Here is a 16,510-nt window from a genome sequence, read left to right as displayed (position 1 = left end):
ACGCGGCCGCACGCGCGCGGCCCGCTGACCGGCCACGACCGTTCAGAGTGGTCCAGGCCCGCCGGCCAGGTGGCGCAGGTGGCACGACGCTCCTTTGGAGCTGAATCGTTTACGACATCACCGCCGCGCGATCACCCACGACGCCACCTCCGCACGATTACCCACGACGCCGCCTCCGCACGATCACCCACGACAGCTCGACAGGCAGCCTCGCCGTCTGGGCCGAGGACTGCCTCCGCGCGATCCCCCACGACGCCGCCTCCGCGCGGTCCCCTCGCGCGGGTTTGGTCGCGACACCACCCCCACGGGTTCCCTCACCTGATTCGTTTGCGGCATCAGCTCCATAGGCACTGCGGTACCGCGCCCCGCCCACACCGGCGGCCACGGAAGAGAGCCAACGGCCGCCGGCTGGGCCGGGCCGGGCCGGGCGACGATCAGCCCACTCCCCGGCCCGATCAATCGAGGCGGCCAAGTCAACCGGCCCGCTCCGACCCGCCGCCGGTTCCATTCACGCCCGTTGCACCGAGCCGGGTCGCCGGCACAGCTGCCGACAGCGCCAGGTTCGGCACAGGCGACCCGGTGAGGCAATTGCCGCCCATGGGTCCACCCACGATCCCGAAAAACTCCGAAAGTTTCGGCGACCCCGGAACCCGAGACGGTGCCCCCACTCTGCCCACGTCAGCCGCACTGCACCCTAGCCAGGCGACCCAGCGCCCCGGTGGCCACACGAATCATGCATTGACTTACATGGATGTTCTGCTTACAGTCACCAACGAAATACCGAAAGTTTACCGAAAAGTAACCCGGAGGTCCGGCCGCCTTCCGCAGGTCGCCACGCAGCGATGGCGGGCGTCGGTCCGTTCCTGCGGCAGATCAGGAGGAACCCCAGCGATGTCGCAGCTCGTCCTGTTCGCGATCGACATCTGCGCGGTGGCGCTGCTCGTCTTCGGGCTCTACTTCCCGCGGCACCGTCGGCGCGACCTGGTCGTCGCCTACCTGGGCGTCAACGTCGGCGTCCTCGCGGTGGCGAGCGCACTGAGCGCCAGCGACGTCGGTGCCGGGCTCGGGCTGGGGCTGGCGCTGTTCGGGGTGCTCTCCATCATTCGACTTCGGTCGACGGAACTCGACCAGCACGAGGTCGCGTACTACTTCTCCGCTCTCGCACTGGGCATTCTCGGCGCACTCAGCACCACCTCGGTCTGGCTCAGCGGAGGTCTGATGGCCCTCATCGTCGCGGTCATGTTCGTCGGTGACCACCGGCGGCTGCTCCGGCACTACCGGCACCAGATCATGGTGCTCGACTCCGCCGTCACCGATCACGTCGCTCTCGTCGCCCAGCTGGAGCAGCTGCTCAATGCCCGGGTGCACAATGCCATCGTCCAGCGACTCGACCTGGTCAACGAGACCACAGTGGTGGACGTCCGATACTCGGTCGCCCGGCGCAGCCCGGCGGCCGGCACCAGCAAGCGGGTACGGGTCGGAGCGCTCCAATGACCACACCACCGCTGGCGAGGTTGGCGCCGGTCACACTCGCCGAGGTGATCGACCGAGCGGCGCTGCAGTGCAGGGTGGACCGCAAGTACGTGATCACCGTGGACGAGCTGCCGCACCTGCTGGACCACCTCACCCCGTACGCCCGGGTGTTGGACATCGAGGGTGAGCGCACCTTCCGCTACGAGTCGGTGTACTTCGACACTCCCTGTCTGGCCAGCTACCACTGCGCCGCGTACCGACGGCGCAGGCGCTTCAAGGTACGGACCCGGACCTACCTCGACTCGGCTCAGTGCTGGCTGGAGGTGAAGATCAGCGGAGCGCGCGGACGGGTCACCAAGCACCGACTGCCGTATCGCGCCGAGGACCGCAGCACCGTCCGGTCCGGTCGCGGGTTCGTGAACGACGTCCTCGATCAGGAGGCGATCCTGACCGACCTCGCGGCCCGTCTCTTCGATCCGGTGCTGGTCACCACCTACCGTCGCGCCACCCTGCTGCTGCCGGCCACCGCGAGCCGGGTCACCATCGACACCGGGCTCACCTGGCAGGACGGTGACCGCGCGCTCCGGCTGCCCGGCATCGCTGTGGTCGAGACCAAGACCAGCTCGGCCCCGTCGCTTGTCGACCGGGCGCTGTGGCAGCGCGGGACCAGACCGGTCCGGATCTCGAAGTACGCCACCGGTCTCGCGGCCCTCCGCCTGGACCTCCCAGACGTGCCGTGGCGACGGACGCTACGCCGCCACTTCCGCGCCGTCCCGTCCTCGGCGCTGCCCGAGTTGACCGTTCCCCACCGATCAGAACAGGAGGCATCGTGCGCATGACCACCCGCAACACCGGTCTTCCGGTGGCGGCCTTTCGGGCCGCCGGGATCGCCGCCGCCACCGTGTTCGTCGCAGGCCTCCTCGTGGTGTCGTCGCCACAGGCCGGCGCCGAATCCGTCCCCGCCGCCCAGCCCGTCTCCGAGTTCCTCGCCGGCGCCCAGACCGCCGATGCGGCGGCGGCAGACGACCTGACCGGCGACATCACCTTCTCCGTGCCCAGCGGCACCTTCCAGGGGGAGGTGGCGGTGACGCTGGGCAGCACGATCAGCGGTGCCCAGATCCGCTACACCACCAACGGTCAGCCACCCACCGCCCAGTCGGCGCTCTATTCGGGCTCGGCGCTGCGCTTCACCCGCACCACCCAACTGCGGGCACAGGCGTTCGTCGGCCAGGCGCCAACGGGTGCGCCCGGCACCGCCATGTACGCCGCGCAGAACGTCACCACCGCCCACGACCTGCCGGTGGTACTTATCGACTCGTACGGTGCGGGCCGGCCGGACCGTGAGTACTTCGACTCCACCACCATGATCTTCGAACCGACGGGCGGCGGCACCACGTCGCTGGCTGCCGCCCCGACGCTCAGCACCAGGGCCGGCTTCCGACTGCGCGGCAACTCATCGGCGACGTTCGAGAAGACGCCGTTCCGCGTCGAGTTCTGGAACAACGAGGACGACGACGCCGACCACCCGGTGCTGGGCATGCCCGCCGACTCCGACTGGGTGTTGCGCGGCCCGTTCCCCGACAAAGCGTTGATCCGCGAGGCGCTCGTCTACGACCTCGGACGCGAGATGGGGTTGCCGGCGCCGCGCTACAGGTTCGTCGAGTTCTATCTCAACACCGACGCCGGCCCGGTGGGTGCCAGCGACTACCTGGGCGTCTACATGTTCATGGAGACGATCAAGAACTCCAAGGACCGGCTCGACCTCAAGCAGTTGGACTCCGACGACATCACCCTGCCGAAGATCCAGGGCGGGTACATCTGGAAGTTCGAGTGGATGGCCGCCGAAGAGCCGACGTTGCCGTGCACCGGGCCGGCCGCCACCTGCTGGAACTACCTTGAGGTGGCCGACCCGTCGCCGCTGCAACCGCAGCAACGGGACTGGCTGCGCGGTCACATCCAGGCGTTCCACGACGTGCTGCACTCGTCGAACTTCGCCGACCCGACCACCGGTTACCGCAGGTACATCGACGTCGACTCGTTCATCGACCTCATGATCGTCAACGAGTTGAGCCGGGAGATGGACGCGTACGTCCGCAGCTCGCACTTCTACAAGGACCGGGACAGCAAGATCTTCGCCGGGCCGCTGTGGGACTTCGACCTCAGCTTCGGCGTCGGCGGCTTCTTCGCCAACGACCAGGTGTCGGGCTGGCAGCACCAGCAGACCCGGCAGCCGTCGGCCAACGACTGGTTCGCCCAGTTGCTACGCGACCCCGCGTTCGTCAACCAGACCCGATCGCGTTGGCAGACGCTGCGACGGGGCTTGCTCTCCGACGCCGCGCTCCAGACCCGGATAGACGCTCTCGCGGCCCCGCTGACCAACGCGGCCCAGCGCAACTTCCAACGCTGGCCCAACCTGACGTCACCGACGGTCAGCTTCTTCCGCACACCGACCTCGCCCACCTGGCAGGGGCAGGTCCAGGTCATGCGGGACTGGATGCTGCGACGGGCCGCCTGGCTGGATTCCACCGCCGGCTGGGGTGGGTCGGTCCCCACGCCGCCACCCACCACTCCGCCGCCGACCACGCCACCCCCCACCACGCCACCACCCACCACCCCACCGCCGGCGGCTGGCTGCACCGCTGCGTACGCGGTGACCAGCCAGTGGACCGGCGGCTTCCAGGGCGAGGTACGGGTCACCGCAGGCACCTCGGCGATCAGCAACTGGACCGTGACGTGGACCTTCGCCAGCGGTCAGAGCATCACCCAGGCCTGGAACGCGACAGTCACGAGCCAGGGCTCCGCGGTCACCGCCCGCAACGTCGCCTACAACGGCGCCCTCGGCGCTGGCGCGAGCACCACCTTCGGGTTCCTCGGATCGTCCACCGGCGCACCCGGCACACCGACGCTGACCTGCACGGCGAGCTGACCGACCACCCGTTCGGGGCCGGGCCGACGATCGACCCGGCCCCGAACGCCGGTCAGCTGATGGAGAAGTCCGCCAGCCGCAGCGGGGAGTCGAACACCAGGTACACGTCGCGGGTGCCGACGGCACGGGCCAACTCGGTGCTGGTGCTGACGTACCGGTAGTCGTCGCCGGTGCTGGGCACGGTGGCCGTGCCGAGTAACCGGCCGGTGGGCGACCCCAACCGGATCTGGATGGTGCCGGCACCCGCACCGGCCTTGGCGACCTTCGCGCTGAAGGTCTGCGCGCCGGCCCGTAACGCGGAACCGTCGAAGGAGATCCACTGACCGGCCCCGGTGGCACCGACCGCCGTACCGCTGGGTTTCGTCTCGTCGACCAGCCGGACCCCCGCGTACCGGTCGAAGTTCTCCGCCCTGGTGGGCCGGGACAGGTCCCGCGCCGGAATGGTCTCACCGCGGACCCGGACCGCCGCGCGGGCCCGGATGTCCTCGGCGGACGCTCCGACCATCAGGTCGTGCACTGACGACTCGACAACCCACCGGCTGCGGGTGACGTCCCAGTGCGCCAGGTCCGTGGCGGGCAGGCGCAGGGTCACCGTACGGGTCTGCCCGGGCGCGAGCCTCACCTGCTCGAACGCCTTGAGCTGACGGATCGGGGTGATGTCCCGCGAGGTGCGCTGGTGGGTGTAGAGCTGAACCACCTCGGTCCCGGCCCGGCTGCCGACGTTCGTCACGTCGACGCTGGCCGTGATGGTCCCGTCGGCAGCCACCGACTGGGCGCCGGCACGTAGCTGGCCGTACCGGAACCTGGTGTACGACAGCCCGTGGCCGAACGGGTAGAGCGGCTTCGCGGTGCTGTACAGATAGGTCTGCCGGGACGAGATGATGTCGTACTCCAGCAGGTCCGGCGGCAGTTGCGAGTCCGAGCGGTACCAGGTCTGGGTGAGCCGGCCGGACGGGTTGCGGTCGCCGAACAGGACGTCGGCGACGGCGTGACCGGTCTCCGCGCCCGCGTGGGTGGTCCAGACGATGGCCGGTACGTGCTCCTGCTCCCACCGGATGGTGACCGGGTAGCTGGTCTGGAGCACCAGCACGGTCCGCGGGTTGGCCCTGACCACGGCCTTGACCAGCGCCTCCTGGCCGGCGCTCAACGCCGTGGAGGTCCGGTCGTGTGCCTCCCGCCCGTTGATGAACGGGTTGCTGCCGACCACCAGCACAGCGGTGTCGGCCGCCTTGGCCGCCGCCACCGCCCGGTGGATCCCACTGCTGATCAGCTCGCGACTGAAGTGGGTGGCGGCGGCAGGGGTCGATGCGCCGAGCTTGAGGGCGCCGTCGTCGCCGATCGTCACGTACGTGTCGGCGCCGAACCAGCTCTCCTTGGTCTCGTAGCCGACGTAGCGCAGCACCACCGTTCCGTCCGGCTGCGGCTCCAGCTTGAACTGCTGCTGGACGTACCAACCGTTCGGCTGCTCGTCGCGGGTGACGAACGGCCCCCAGTTGTAACCGAGGTAGCGGCCGTTGGCGGCGTTGCGCAGCGTCACCACGTCCTGCCCCCAGTCGACCACGTCGAACTGGGCGACGAGCGCCGGGGTCGCGCCGGTCCCGAGAACCGGGTTGGCGTCGGTGGTGCCGGTGGCCGAGACGTACTTGCCGGTCCGCACATCCTTCAGGGCGATCCGGTCCGCGCCGTCGAGCCCGCTCACACTGGCCGAGCCGCCCAACCGTTCGCGGATGCCGTCCAGCGCCGTCACCTGGTACGGCAGGTCGCCGCCGTACCAGTCGGAGTAGAGGGTGTCGCCCAGCGGGCCGAGCACCGCCACCTTGCGGGTCCGGGCCGGGTCCAGCGGTAGTGCCTGCCGCTCGTTCTTCAGCAGCACCATCGCCTCGCCGGCGGCCTGCCGGGCCAGTCGCTGGTGGTGGGGGCTGTTGATGACATCCGCTGTGATGCCGCCGTACCGGCCGCCGCCCGGGTCGAACTCACCCAGTCGGAACCGGATGGTCAGAATGTCCCGGATCCGGGCGTCGATGTCCGCCTCGGTGAGCAGGCCGGCGGCGAGGGCCTGCTTGATCGCGGTGACTGTCGGCTGGGCGTTGGTGTCGTCGGTGATGAAGCTGCTGAGCCCGGCCTTGATGATCGCCGCGTTCGCCTCGGCCTGGGTGCTGTAGTACTTCTGCGAGTTGACCAGGTTGTTCGGCGCCCAGGCGTCCGTGACGTTCATCAGGGTCTGGTCGGTCCAACCGCGGACCACGGTGTCCAGGTCCGGATCGACTGTCGCGGGACGTCCGTTGACCAGGTTGTAGGCGGCCATCATCCCGGTCGCCGCGTCGGCGGCGATGGCTGGTCTGAAGGCGGCGCGGTCGTACTCGTTGAGCACCCGAGGTGGCACGTTCGAGGAGGTCACGTCCCGCCGGACCTCGTTGTTGTAGGCCAGGTAGTGCTTGAGGGTCGGTGCGCTCTTCAGGTGGTTCGGGTCACCGCCGGTCATTCCCAAGCCATACGCGGTGGAGATCGCGCCGGTGAGCAGCGGGTCCTCGGAGTAGCCCTCCTCGTTGCGGCCCCAGCGGGGGTCGCGCAGCAGGTTGACCACCGGCGCCCAGAGGTTGAGCCCCCAGACCCGGGGGTTCTGCGCGTGGTAACCGCGCGCCTCGTCGCCGACGGCCGACCCGACCTGCCGGATCAGGTCGGTGTTCCAGGTGCTCGCCATGCCCACCGGTTGGGGGAAGGCGGTGCCGCGAGCCTTGACCACCGCGCCGCCATTGTCGATGTCGGTCGACCAGGCCACCCCGTGCAGCGCCTCGGTGCCGGTCTTGAACAGGCCGATGCCCAGCCGGGGAACGGCCGGCTGGTACTGGTGCAACCAGGAGATCTTCTCGTCCTGGGTGAGACGGCCGAGCAGGTCGTCGACCCGGGCGCTCACGGGCAGATCGGGATCTCGGAACGGGTAGGTGGGCTCGGCGAGCGCGGTGCCGGGAACGGCCGGTAGGGCTAGCAGGGCAAGCGCGAGCGCGGTGATTCCGCGCCGAAGGCGCCAGTTCCGCATGCGGTTCTCCTCATGTCGTACGACAGACGCCCATGCGGGCGCCGAGGCCGTGTGACCTGGCTCGACACCCGGCTGACGGGCCTGAACGACGAATCGTCGAAGCGCTTCGACGACCCGGCCGCGTCACGACGGCCATGATTGTGGTGATCCGCGCAACTATAGATGTGCGCCTATCAATGGGCAACCGTGCCCGGCACCGTAACCTCGTCGAGGTCGCCCCCAAGATCGGGTGACGATGCCATAGCGGCACAGGCGGACGGACCAACCCCTAGGAGCATCGATGAATCATGCTTCACCCCAATGGGTACGAGGCTTGCGGGTGAAACAGCCAGCGCAGTGAGGCGGGCGTTCGCCACCTGGGCGATCCGGCACGCTGCAATGTGACGGCTGCCGGACGGTCCTGCGATCAGCTCGCTGGCCGCAGCGACTCGAACCGTACGCCGGTGGCCTGTTCGGACAGTTCCCACAGTCGGCGGCCGTGCTCCGGGTCGGTCACCGTGGCGGAGAGTTTCCCGGGTGCGGGGTGGCCGCGCAGCTCGGCGGGCCCGCCGGGTGCGACGAGCTGTCCCGGCTGCGCCGCGGGGTCGGTGGCGGCGAACAGCTGCGGCCAGACGCCACTGTCGACCGGCTGGGCGAGGAGCGGGTTGCCGATCCGGCCCAGCAGCAGCCGCCAGATCGGCGTGCTGCCGCTGCTCTGCAGGTTCGTCGCGGTGTAGCCGGGGTGGGCGAGGAAGCTGCGCAGTGGGCTGGCCGCGGCGCTGAGCCGCCGGTGCAGTTCGTAGCCGAAGATGGCGTTGGCCAGCTTGGACGTGTTGTAGAAGCCCATCGGGGAGTAGCCCCGCTCGCCGGTCGGGTCGGCGAACCGCACCTTCGCCTGCCGATGGTTGACCGAGGTGACGGTGACCACCCGCGGGTCCCGACCGGCCAGCAGGAGGTCGAGCAGCAGACCGGTGAGGGCGAAGTGCCCGAGGTGGTTGGTGGCGAACTGCATTTCATGCCCCTGCGGGCTGAGAGTGCGCGGCAGTGCCATCACCCCGGCGTTGTTGATCAGCACGTCCACTCGGCGATGGTCGGCGTGCATCCCGTCGGCGAACATCCGCACCGAGTCGAGGTCGGCGAGGTCGATCCGCCGGACTTCCAGGTCGACGCCGGGCTGGGCCGCGGCGATGTCGGCCGCCACCTGGTGACCCTTCGCCTGGTCGCGGACGGCCATGACGACGGCTGCGCCACGGCTGGCGAGCGCCCGGGTGGTGGCCAGGCCGAGGCCCGCCGTGGCACCGGTGACGACGAAGGTGCGACCGCTCAGGTCGGGGATCTGTTCGGTGGACCAGCCATTGACAGTCATGCGACCCACTGTGCAACTGGTGGCACTGAGTGTCAAGTAATACGTCAGGTGTCAACGTTGGCAGGAGGTAGCACCCTATGGCGTAGCATCGGCGAATGAGATCCCGCGCGGACAGCAGCCTGGCCGAACGCAAACGCCAGCTCGTTGCCGACGAACTGCGCGACGCCGCCCTGATGTTGCTCGCCACCAAGGGCTTCGACGTGGTGACCGTCGACGACATCGTGGCGGCGGCCGGCATGTCGAGGCGTACCTTCTTCCGCTACTTCGCGTCCAAGGAGGACGTTGTCGTCCGGTTCCTGGCCGACATGAGCGCGGACGTCATCACCGAACTCGCCGCCCGGCCACCCGCCGAAGCACCGTCGGTCGCGCTGCGCCACGCCCTCTGGGTGCCGCTGGCCGCGTGCAACGACCACCCGGAACACTCCGAGCGGGCCCGCGTCGTCGTCCGCCTCATCCTGGACACCCCGGCCCTGCACGCCCGCTGGCTAGAGAGCCAGATCCAGTGGCGTGCCGAGCTGGCCACCGAACTGGCCAGCCGGTGCGGCCTCGACCCGCACACCGACCCCTACCCACGGATGGCGGCCGGGATGGCCCTGCTGGCCCTCGACACGGTGCTCCAGCAGTGGCAGCCGGGAGACGACGAGCAGCGCCTGACCGAGCTGACCGACCGGGCGTTCGCCGTGGTGGCTCCCGCCCTCGACGCGCCGACCACGCCACCCGACGCCGGCTGAGCGGCGCCCCCGAGCGAATCAGCGCGGTTTCAGCACCCTTTCAGGCCGCTCAATACGTTCGCGGCATGACACCCAAACGTTGCCCGCGCGCCCGGCGCGGGACCGCCGTGCTGGCGATGATCGCGGTCACCGCGGCGAGCGCGCTCTTCGGCGAACCCGCGTCGGCCGATCCCGTCCCCGTCCCCGTCCCGCAGACCGCCCTCACCGATCGGGCCTTCGGCCAGGTCGCCGAGACCCACCTCCAGGGTGCCGACCGGATCACGGCGGCAGTGCTGTCGGCCGAATTCGTCCAGTGGCACCGGCTGCACCCGACCGCCACCGCCGAACAGGCACAGACCCAGCTCACCACCCGCAGGCAGCTGCTCGACGACTCGCTGACCGCGTTCGACCTGCTCCTGCCCGAGCAGGACCTGCTGCTCAAGTCCGTCGACATCCTGCTCGGTGCGCCCGGCGGCGACACCCGGACCTCACCGGAGATCACCGGCCTGATCGGGGCCGTCATCGGGAAGACGGTCGAGGCGTGGGACACCCGTGAGGAACTCGCATCCGGCGCGCTGCGGACCGCCCAGTGGCTGCGCGGCCGTGACGACGCTCTCGCCACGGTCTGGTCCGCGATCCGGCAGGCGGCGGCAGCCAGCGCACCTGTCGCCACCGCCTGGAACGCCGTCCTGGGCGAACCGTTCGGGGTCGACATCACCAGCGGTTACCAGGAACTCAGCCAGGACCCCGGGCTGTCCCACGTGGACCTCGCCGCGATCCTGGCGTTGCAGGGCGACTCGGGGGCGTTCGTCGCGGCGGCCAAGCAGCAGTTGGCCGCCCTGCATGCGCAGCTGCTCGGCCTCAGCCTGGAGATCCGTCTCGAAATCGGCGAGAACAACCAGAAGTGTCCGCCCGAAGGGCCGCCCAGCGCCGCGTGCACCGCGGCGGCGAAGAAGGCCGCCGAGGACCGGGACAAGGACCGGCAGCAGACGATCTCCGACATCAAGGCCGGGGTGGGCATGGTCTCCACCCTCATCGGGTTCGCCGACCCCGACGCCGGCAAGAAGTCCAAGGTGATCGGCGAGGCGGTGCTCACCACGATCAGCGCGATCTCCAAGTACGCGGCGGCGATCACCGGCCGCGGCCTGGCGGGATCGATCTTCAGCACCGCGACGCTGGCGATGACCGGCAACATCTTCGGTGCGGTGATGTCGGTCGTCGGGCTCTTCGGCAGCAGCGCCCCGTCGCTTGACGCGCAGATCCTCGCCCAGGTCAAAGCGTTGCGCGACGAGGTGCGGGCCCTCGGCGACGAGATGCGGGCCAGCTTCGCGCGGGTCGAGGCCCAGATCAACACGGTGTACGCGAACATGATGGCCCAGTTCGACAAGCTGAACGCGGCGATCGCCGGCAACACCGCGCAGATCACCCTCGTCCAGCAGCAGGTCGCCCAGCTCGGCCTGCGCCTGGAGGACATCGCCGCCACCGTCCTGGCCGCGATCGGCGACGCCACCCTGCACGACGCCCGCGCCGACATCAACAAGTACCTCGGCTACCGGGAGAACTTCGGCCAACCCATCCCGACGTACAACGAGTTCGTCGGCCCGGAGAACGAATTCCACCTGACCGCGACGCAGCTGACCAGCGGCGCCGCCTTCGTGGTGCCCGCCACCGACGCCGACAACCCGGCGATCGACCCGACCACCGTGCTGAACAGCTTCGGCGAGGCCCGGTCGATCAACTACCTGGCCCGGGTCGCCAGCGGGCGGGACCCGTCGATGGTCGAACCGTCCACACCGGTCGGCAACCCGACCGTGTGGAACCTCGGCGCGCAGGCGTACGCCATGTTGATGCTGCAGAACCCGACGTACGCCGCCCAGGTCAGCACCGGACGCGCGGCGCAGATCGAGGCGGAGGGCACCCGCATCGCCGACCTCGCGGCCAGCTTCGGTCGGCCGGCCAACGGCAACGCCAACAGCCTGATCACCGGGTTGGTCGACGAGTACGTCGGCGCCACCAACGAGCTGTCGACAGCGCTCGCCGCTCTCCGGACCAACGAGGTCCAGGCCCGCTACGAGCCGGACGCCAACGGCGTACAGGTGAGGACCCTCAAGAACTACGACCTGTTCTGGGACACCGACAAGCCGCTCGCCCCTGCCCCGGCCAAGGCCGACGAGGCGACGGTGCCCTCGTGTGGCGGCAGCAGGCAGATCGACCGACCCGGTAACGTCCGCTACGACCTGATGTCGAACGTGGTGCGGGCACTCCAGTACGCGTACACGCCACGCCTCGACGAGCCGCCGGCCGGGGTGCGGGAGTTGCCCGAGGTCGGCCACTGCTACACGCCGAGCTGGGTCTACACGCGGACGACGGGCTACGGCACCGGAGTGATCCGCCACTACGGCAAGCTGCGGTTGCAGATCCACAGCCGGTTCCGACTGAACTCCAACGCGGCCTGGCAGAACTCCCGGACCGCCGACTACACCTGGCCGGACGAGCAGGTCTACCAGGTCGACTGCGAGCTGTTCAACTGCGACAGCGAGACCACGCCCGACCAGGCCCTGACCCAGAAGTGGCCAACCGGCCGGTACGCCTTCGCGAGCGCCGCGACGGCCATCAACAACACGGCGCTGGACACCACGCTGACACCGACCCTGCGCGGTTTCCTCCAGGCCCGGCAGAAGCTGATGTACGACCGGGTCCGGGACCAGAGCACGCAGGTCAGCGGGTCGATCCCCACCGCCCTGAAAAAGGTGAACACCGCCGCGCGGCTGCTGCAGGCGTACACCAGGTTGGGTCTGCCCAACGCCCTCGACTCCGACGACGTGTTGTCGGCGAACCTGTTCGGGCAGTACCAGCTTCCGGTGAACATGCCGACGGACGCCAAGATCGGCAATGCCTATGCCAGGGCGAGCGGGAACTACACCCTCTGCGGGCCCACGCCGTGCCCGCTCGACCTCAGCCGTCCGCTGCGCGACCAGGTCAGCCTCAAGGTGCCCTGCGAGCCCGCTGTCGACTCGTCCAACCTGCCCGGTGACCCCCTCGGCGACTGTCTGATCACCAGCGCGCGGTCCCGCGCCAACGCGCTGATGCAGCGGTACGAGGTCTGGGCGGACCAGATGACCGCCGGGCTGCACCACGAGCGGGTGCCGTGGCTGAACGACACCCTCGTGGGCCTGCGCATCACCACGCGGCTGTCCCACGCCAGCTGACCCACCGTTGCCGGCGCCTCCGGGCGCCGGCAACGGTGCACCCCACGCGGAAGGCGTGCGTCGCCGAAGCCCACACGGTGATGATCAACACGTTGAGTGAACTCTCCCCTGACGGAAGAGTAGGTTCGGGTTGGCTGTCGCGGCGAGGCCCGGTGGCTCCTGCGGTGCCGCTGACCGACCCCAGGGCCGTTGAACGATCTGTCGCTGACCGGTGGGTAGCTGCCCGACCTGAGGCGAACAGTGCGCGTCCACGGGACGCCCGAGTGGAAATGGCTCTATGTCTTCTGTGCTGTCCGCGGTCAACCGGCCGCGCCTGTCCCGCCCGTCCTGGCTGTCGCCGAAGGTGTTCCGCACCGAGGTCCTCGCCGGCCTGGTCGTCGCCCTGGCGTTGATCCCGGAGGCGATCTCCTTCTCGATCCTCGCCGGGGTCGACCCCCGGGTGGGGCTGTTCGCCTCGTTCACCATGGCGGTCACCATCGCGATCTGCGGGGGGCGCCCAGCGATGATCTCCGCCGCCACCGGGGCCATCGCCCTCGTCGTCGCGCCGCTGGCGAAGGAACACGGACTGGACTACCTGATCGCGGCGGTGATCCTCGGCGGCGCGATCCAGATCCTGCTCGCAGTGCTCGGCGTGGCGAAGTTGATGCGGTTCATCCCACGCAGCGTCATGGTCGGTTTCGTCAACGCCCTGGCCATCCTCATCTTCGCCGCCCAGGTCCCGCACCTGCTCGGCGTGCCGTGGCTGGTCTACCCGCTGGTCGCCGTCGCCCTGGCGATCATGGCCGGGCTGCCCCGGCTCACCCGCGCCGTTCCGGCACCGCTGGTCGCCATCGTGGTCCTGACTCTGGTCACCGTCTTCGCCAGCGTGGCGGTGCCGACCGTCGGCGACGAAGGCGCGCTGCCGGACAGTCTGCCCACCCTCGGCCTGCCGCAGATCCCCTGGACCATGAGCACCCTCACCCTGATCGCCCCCTACGCCCTGGGGATCGCGCTGGTCGGGCTGATGGAGTCGCTGATGACCGCCAAGCTCGTCGACGACATCACCGACACCCCGTCCAGCAAGACCCGCGAGTCCTGGGGCCAGGGCGTCGCCAACATCGTCACCGGGTTCTTCGGCGGCATGGGCGGCTGCGCGATGATCGGCCAGACGATGATCAACGTGAAGGCGTCCGGTGCCCGTACCCGGTTGTCGACCTTTCTGGCCGGTGTCTTCCTGCTGGTCCTGGTGGTCGCGCTCGGTGACGTGGTCGCGGTGATCCCGATGGCCGCGCTGGTCGCCGTGATGATCATCGTGGCGGTGTCGACGTTCGACTGGCACTCCGTCGCCCCAGCGACGCTCAAGCGGATGCCGTACGGCGAGACCATCGTCATGCTCGCCACCGTCGCCACCACCCTGGCCACCCACAACCTCGCTATCGGCGTCGTGGTCGGCGTCCTCACCGCCATGGTGATCTTCGCGCGGCGGGTGGCCCACCTGGTCGAGGTCACCAGCGTCCTGGACCCGGACGGCACTACCCGGGTCTACTCGGTGCACGGCGAGCTGTTCTTCGCCTCCAGCAACGACCTGGTGGGCCAGTTCGACTACGCGAACGACCCGGAGACGGTGGTCATCGACATGACCCACGCCCAGGTCTGGGACGCCTCGTCGGTCGCCGCCCTCGATGCCATCACCACCAAGTACGCCGCCCGAGGCAAGACCGTCGAGATCATCGAGCTGAACAAGCCCAGCGCCCACATCCACGACACCCTCGCCGGCCAACTCGGCGTCGGCCACTGATGGCCACCACCAACCGGGACACCGGGTCGGAGCAGCACCGCTCCGACCCGGCCACCGGCCGCCTCATGCAGATCGGCGAAGCCGCCGACCGGGTCGGGCTGAGCATCCGCACCATCCGCCACTACGAGGAGGCCGGCCTGATCGTGCCCTCCGCCCGCAGCGAGGGCGGCTTCCGCCTCTACACGCAACCCGACCTCGACCGCCTCGCCGTGGTCAAACGCATGAAACCCCTCGGCTTCACCCTCGACGAGATGCGCGACCTCCTCACCGTCGTCGACGCCCTCGACACCGCCACCGGCGTCGACCGTGCCGCCCTGCTCGACCGGCTCGCCATGTTCCACACCGCCGCCGCCGCCCGCGTCACCGCCCTGCGCGACCAACTCGCCCTGGCCGAAGGCTTCGCCGACACGCTCCGCACCACACTCGACCACCATCAGGGCCCGGCCGTCTGAGCGCCCTCGAACCGGCGGCGATCGACGAAACAAGGCCTACCGTCGTTGACATGACCACTGATCCCCAGACGTGGGTGCCCGAGTCGTGCACCTTGCCGAGCGCCCAACAGCCACTGCGGCTGGCCGAATTCGACGACCTGTTCGCCACCGCTCTGCTCCAGCAGGAACGGCTGTCCCCCACCGCACTGCGGTGGCGTCTCGACCCGGCCGCCGAGGCGACCACCCGGGACCTGACCGCCCGGGAAAGCTCCTGCTGCTCGTTCTTCTCGTTCGCCATCGCCGCCGACGCCGGCGCGCTCCGCCTCGACGTGCAGGTGCCGGCCGCGCACGTCGACGTCCTCGACGCGCTCGCGCTGCGCGCCGCCGCCCGGATGACGGCGTGAGCGCATCGCCCAGCAGCCAGGTCGCCACCGCAGCCGGGGAGCACCTTGGCCGATCCGCCGCGGGCGGCTCGGCGGGAGCGACTGCCGACGCCCGACCAGCCCACCGGCATGATCGTGGACCGCGCCACCTCGGTACGGTCCACCGATGACCGTCGTCCGCTCGATCCTGCTGTTCACCGTCGCCGCCCTGTTCGAGATCGGCGGGGCGTGGCTGATTTGGCAGGGCTGGCGCGAACACCGCGGCCTGTGGTGGATCGCCGCCGGGGTCATCGCCCTCGGCGCGTACGGATTCGTCGCCACCTTCCAACCGGACCCCAACTTCGGGCGCATCCTCGCCGCCTACGGCGGCGTGTTCGTCGCCGGATCCCTCGCCTGGGGCGTCATCGTCGACAGGTTCCGGCCCGACCGGTGGGACATCATCGGCGCCGGCATCTGCCTCGTCGGCGTCGCCTTGATCATGTACGCGCCGCGTTCGGCAGGCGGCTCCTGATCGCCCAAAGGCGGGCTGATCGAGCGCAAGTTCACAGTCATGGAGAGCCGGCTGGGCTGCGGCTACGGGGACGGGGCGTTCGGATGCAGGTCGTCGTCGCGTCCGCTCTGGGGTAGCCCGGCGGCTGCGGCGATGGCCTCGACGGCCTCGTCCAGTCCGGTGGTTTCGGGAAGGACGAGTTCGTCCGGCCAGCCCAGGACGTCGTACGCGGCGTACCAGCCGCTCATCTGGTCGGTGGTGAACTCCGTGGCCTGCGGGCGGGTGAGGTGCCGGCGCAGGGTCTCGGGCAGGGACACGTCGAGGTAGCAGAACAGCGACCGTCCTCGGTGGTCGTCCCGCAGAGAGGTCAGCACGCTGCGGTAACGGCTGGTGTGCATGATGCCCTCCAGCACCACGTGGTAGCCGTGGTCGAGGGCGAACCGCACGGTCTGCCCGATCAACGCCGGTGCCGCGCCGCCGGGCTTGTCCCGTTCGCGCAGCACGATGCGGCGCAGGTAGTCCTGCTCGACCAGGGCGCAGCCCCGGCCGTGCCGGCGTCGTAGCTCGCGAGCGATGCTGCTCTTGCCGGAACCGGAATTGCCCCGGACGCAGACGAGGATCGTGTCCGAGCTGCCAATGGGTTCAGCGACCACGACGTCTCCTCACCCCGCGCGTTCCTTGCGGTCAGTGGCGAAACAACAACTGCCGCCGGGTCGTGGCGACAGCACG

At 69.7% G+C, this 16,510-nt stretch carries 12 protein-coding genes; 9 read left to right on the top strand and 3 right to left on the bottom strand.

The genetic code is table 11. From position 1 onward, the window contains the following. Positions 1 to 891 precede the first annotated feature (891 nt). From KBX26_RS09240 to KBX26_RS32695, 3 genes are read left to right on the top strand one after another with little or no spacing between them, the layout of a single operon-like run. Complete coding sequence (locus tag KBX26_RS09240; RefSeq protein WP_030331150.1) at positions 892 to 1,494, top strand: DUF4956 domain-containing protein; 603 nt, start codon at positions 892 to 894, stop codon at positions 1,492 to 1,494. Next, entirely contained in the window at positions 1,491 to 2,312 is an 822-nt protein-coding gene (locus tag KBX26_RS09235) for a polyphosphate polymerase domain-containing protein (RefSeq protein ID WP_210865176.1), read from the top strand. The genes KBX26_RS09240 and KBX26_RS09235 overlap by 4 nt, the downstream gene beginning before the upstream one ends. Further along, positions 2,309 to 4,399 carry a CotH kinase family protein gene (locus KBX26_RS32695; RefSeq protein ID WP_210865222.1) on the top strand — a complete coding sequence of 697 codons (2,091 nt, stop codon included), beginning with the start codon at positions 2,309 to 2,311 and terminating at the stop codon, positions 4,397 to 4,399. Before KBX26_RS09235 ends, KBX26_RS32695 begins: the two co-directional genes overlap by 4 nt. 52 nt (positions 4,400 to 4,451) lie before the next feature. Here KBX26_RS32695 and KBX26_RS09225 read toward each other — a convergent pair whose 3' ends face one another. Continuing rightward, entirely contained in the window at positions 4,452 to 7,436 is a 2,985-nt protein-coding gene (locus KBX26_RS09225) for a glycoside hydrolase family 3 protein (RefSeq protein ID WP_210865175.1), read from the bottom strand. Positions 7,437 to 7,842: 406 nt separating this feature from the next. Continuing rightward, positions 7,843 to 8,781 (bottom strand): oxidoreductase, encoded by a 939-nt coding sequence (locus KBX26_RS09220; RefSeq protein WP_210865174.1) that lies wholly within the window; start codon positions 8,779 to 8,781, stop codon positions 7,843 to 7,845. Positions 8,782 to 8,876: 95 nt separating this feature from the next. On the opposite strand from KBX26_RS09220, the gene KBX26_RS09215 reads away from it, so the two are divergent. The 6 genes from KBX26_RS09215 to KBX26_RS09190 all read left to right on the top strand — a co-directional run bounded on the left by KBX26_RS09215 (position 8,877) and on the right by KBX26_RS09190 (position 15,802). Further along, positions 8,877 to 9,512, top strand: a complete 636-nt coding sequence (locus KBX26_RS09215) for a TetR family transcriptional regulator (protein ID WP_210865173.1) — start codon at positions 8,877 to 8,879, stop codon at positions 9,510 to 9,512. A 65-nt stretch (positions 9,513 to 9,577) separates the two neighbouring features. Then, the gene (locus KBX26_RS09210) at positions 9,578 to 12,700 is read left to right on the top strand and encodes a hypothetical protein (RefSeq protein ID WP_210865172.1); all 3,123 of its coding nucleotides are present in this window, start codon (positions 9,578 to 9,580) and stop codon (positions 12,698 to 12,700) included. A gap of 277 nt (positions 12,701 to 12,977) precedes the next feature. Further along, positions 12,978 to 14,477 (top strand): SulP family inorganic anion transporter, encoded by a 1,500-nt coding sequence (locus tag KBX26_RS09205; protein WP_210865171.1) that lies wholly within the window; start codon positions 12,978 to 12,980, stop codon positions 14,475 to 14,477. Next, complete coding sequence (locus tag KBX26_RS09200; protein ID WP_210865170.1) at positions 14,477 to 14,929, top strand: MerR family transcriptional regulator; 453 nt, start codon at positions 14,477 to 14,479, stop codon at positions 14,927 to 14,929. Before KBX26_RS09205 ends, KBX26_RS09200 begins: the two co-directional genes overlap by 1 nt. A 50-nt stretch (positions 14,930 to 14,979) precedes the next feature. After that, positions 14,980 to 15,312: a hypothetical protein gene (locus tag KBX26_RS09195; RefSeq protein ID WP_210865169.1), complete on the top strand. Its 333-nt coding sequence runs from the start codon at positions 14,980 to 14,982 to the stop codon at positions 15,310 to 15,312. Between the two features lie 145 nt (positions 15,313 to 15,457). Then, positions 15,458 to 15,802, top strand: coding sequence for a YnfA family protein (locus tag KBX26_RS09190; RefSeq protein WP_210865168.1), 345 nt, complete (start codon positions 15,458 to 15,460; stop codon positions 15,800 to 15,802). Positions 15,803 to 15,864: 62 nt separating this feature from the next. Here the strand turns inward: KBX26_RS09190 and KBX26_RS09185 are convergent, their stop codons facing one another. Then, complete coding sequence (locus KBX26_RS09185; RefSeq protein ID WP_210865167.1) at positions 15,865 to 16,434, bottom strand: kinase; 570 nt, start codon at positions 16,432 to 16,434, stop codon at positions 15,865 to 15,867. Between the last annotated feature and the right edge of the window lie 76 nt (positions 16,435 to 16,510).

The sequence above is a fragment of the Micromonospora sp. C97 genome (assembly GCF_018070385.1).
Classification (GTDB): Bacteria; Actinomycetota; Actinomycetes; order Mycobacteriales; family Micromonosporaceae; genus Micromonospora; species Micromonospora parva.
This window is presented reverse-complemented; position numbering and strand designations above follow the sequence as displayed.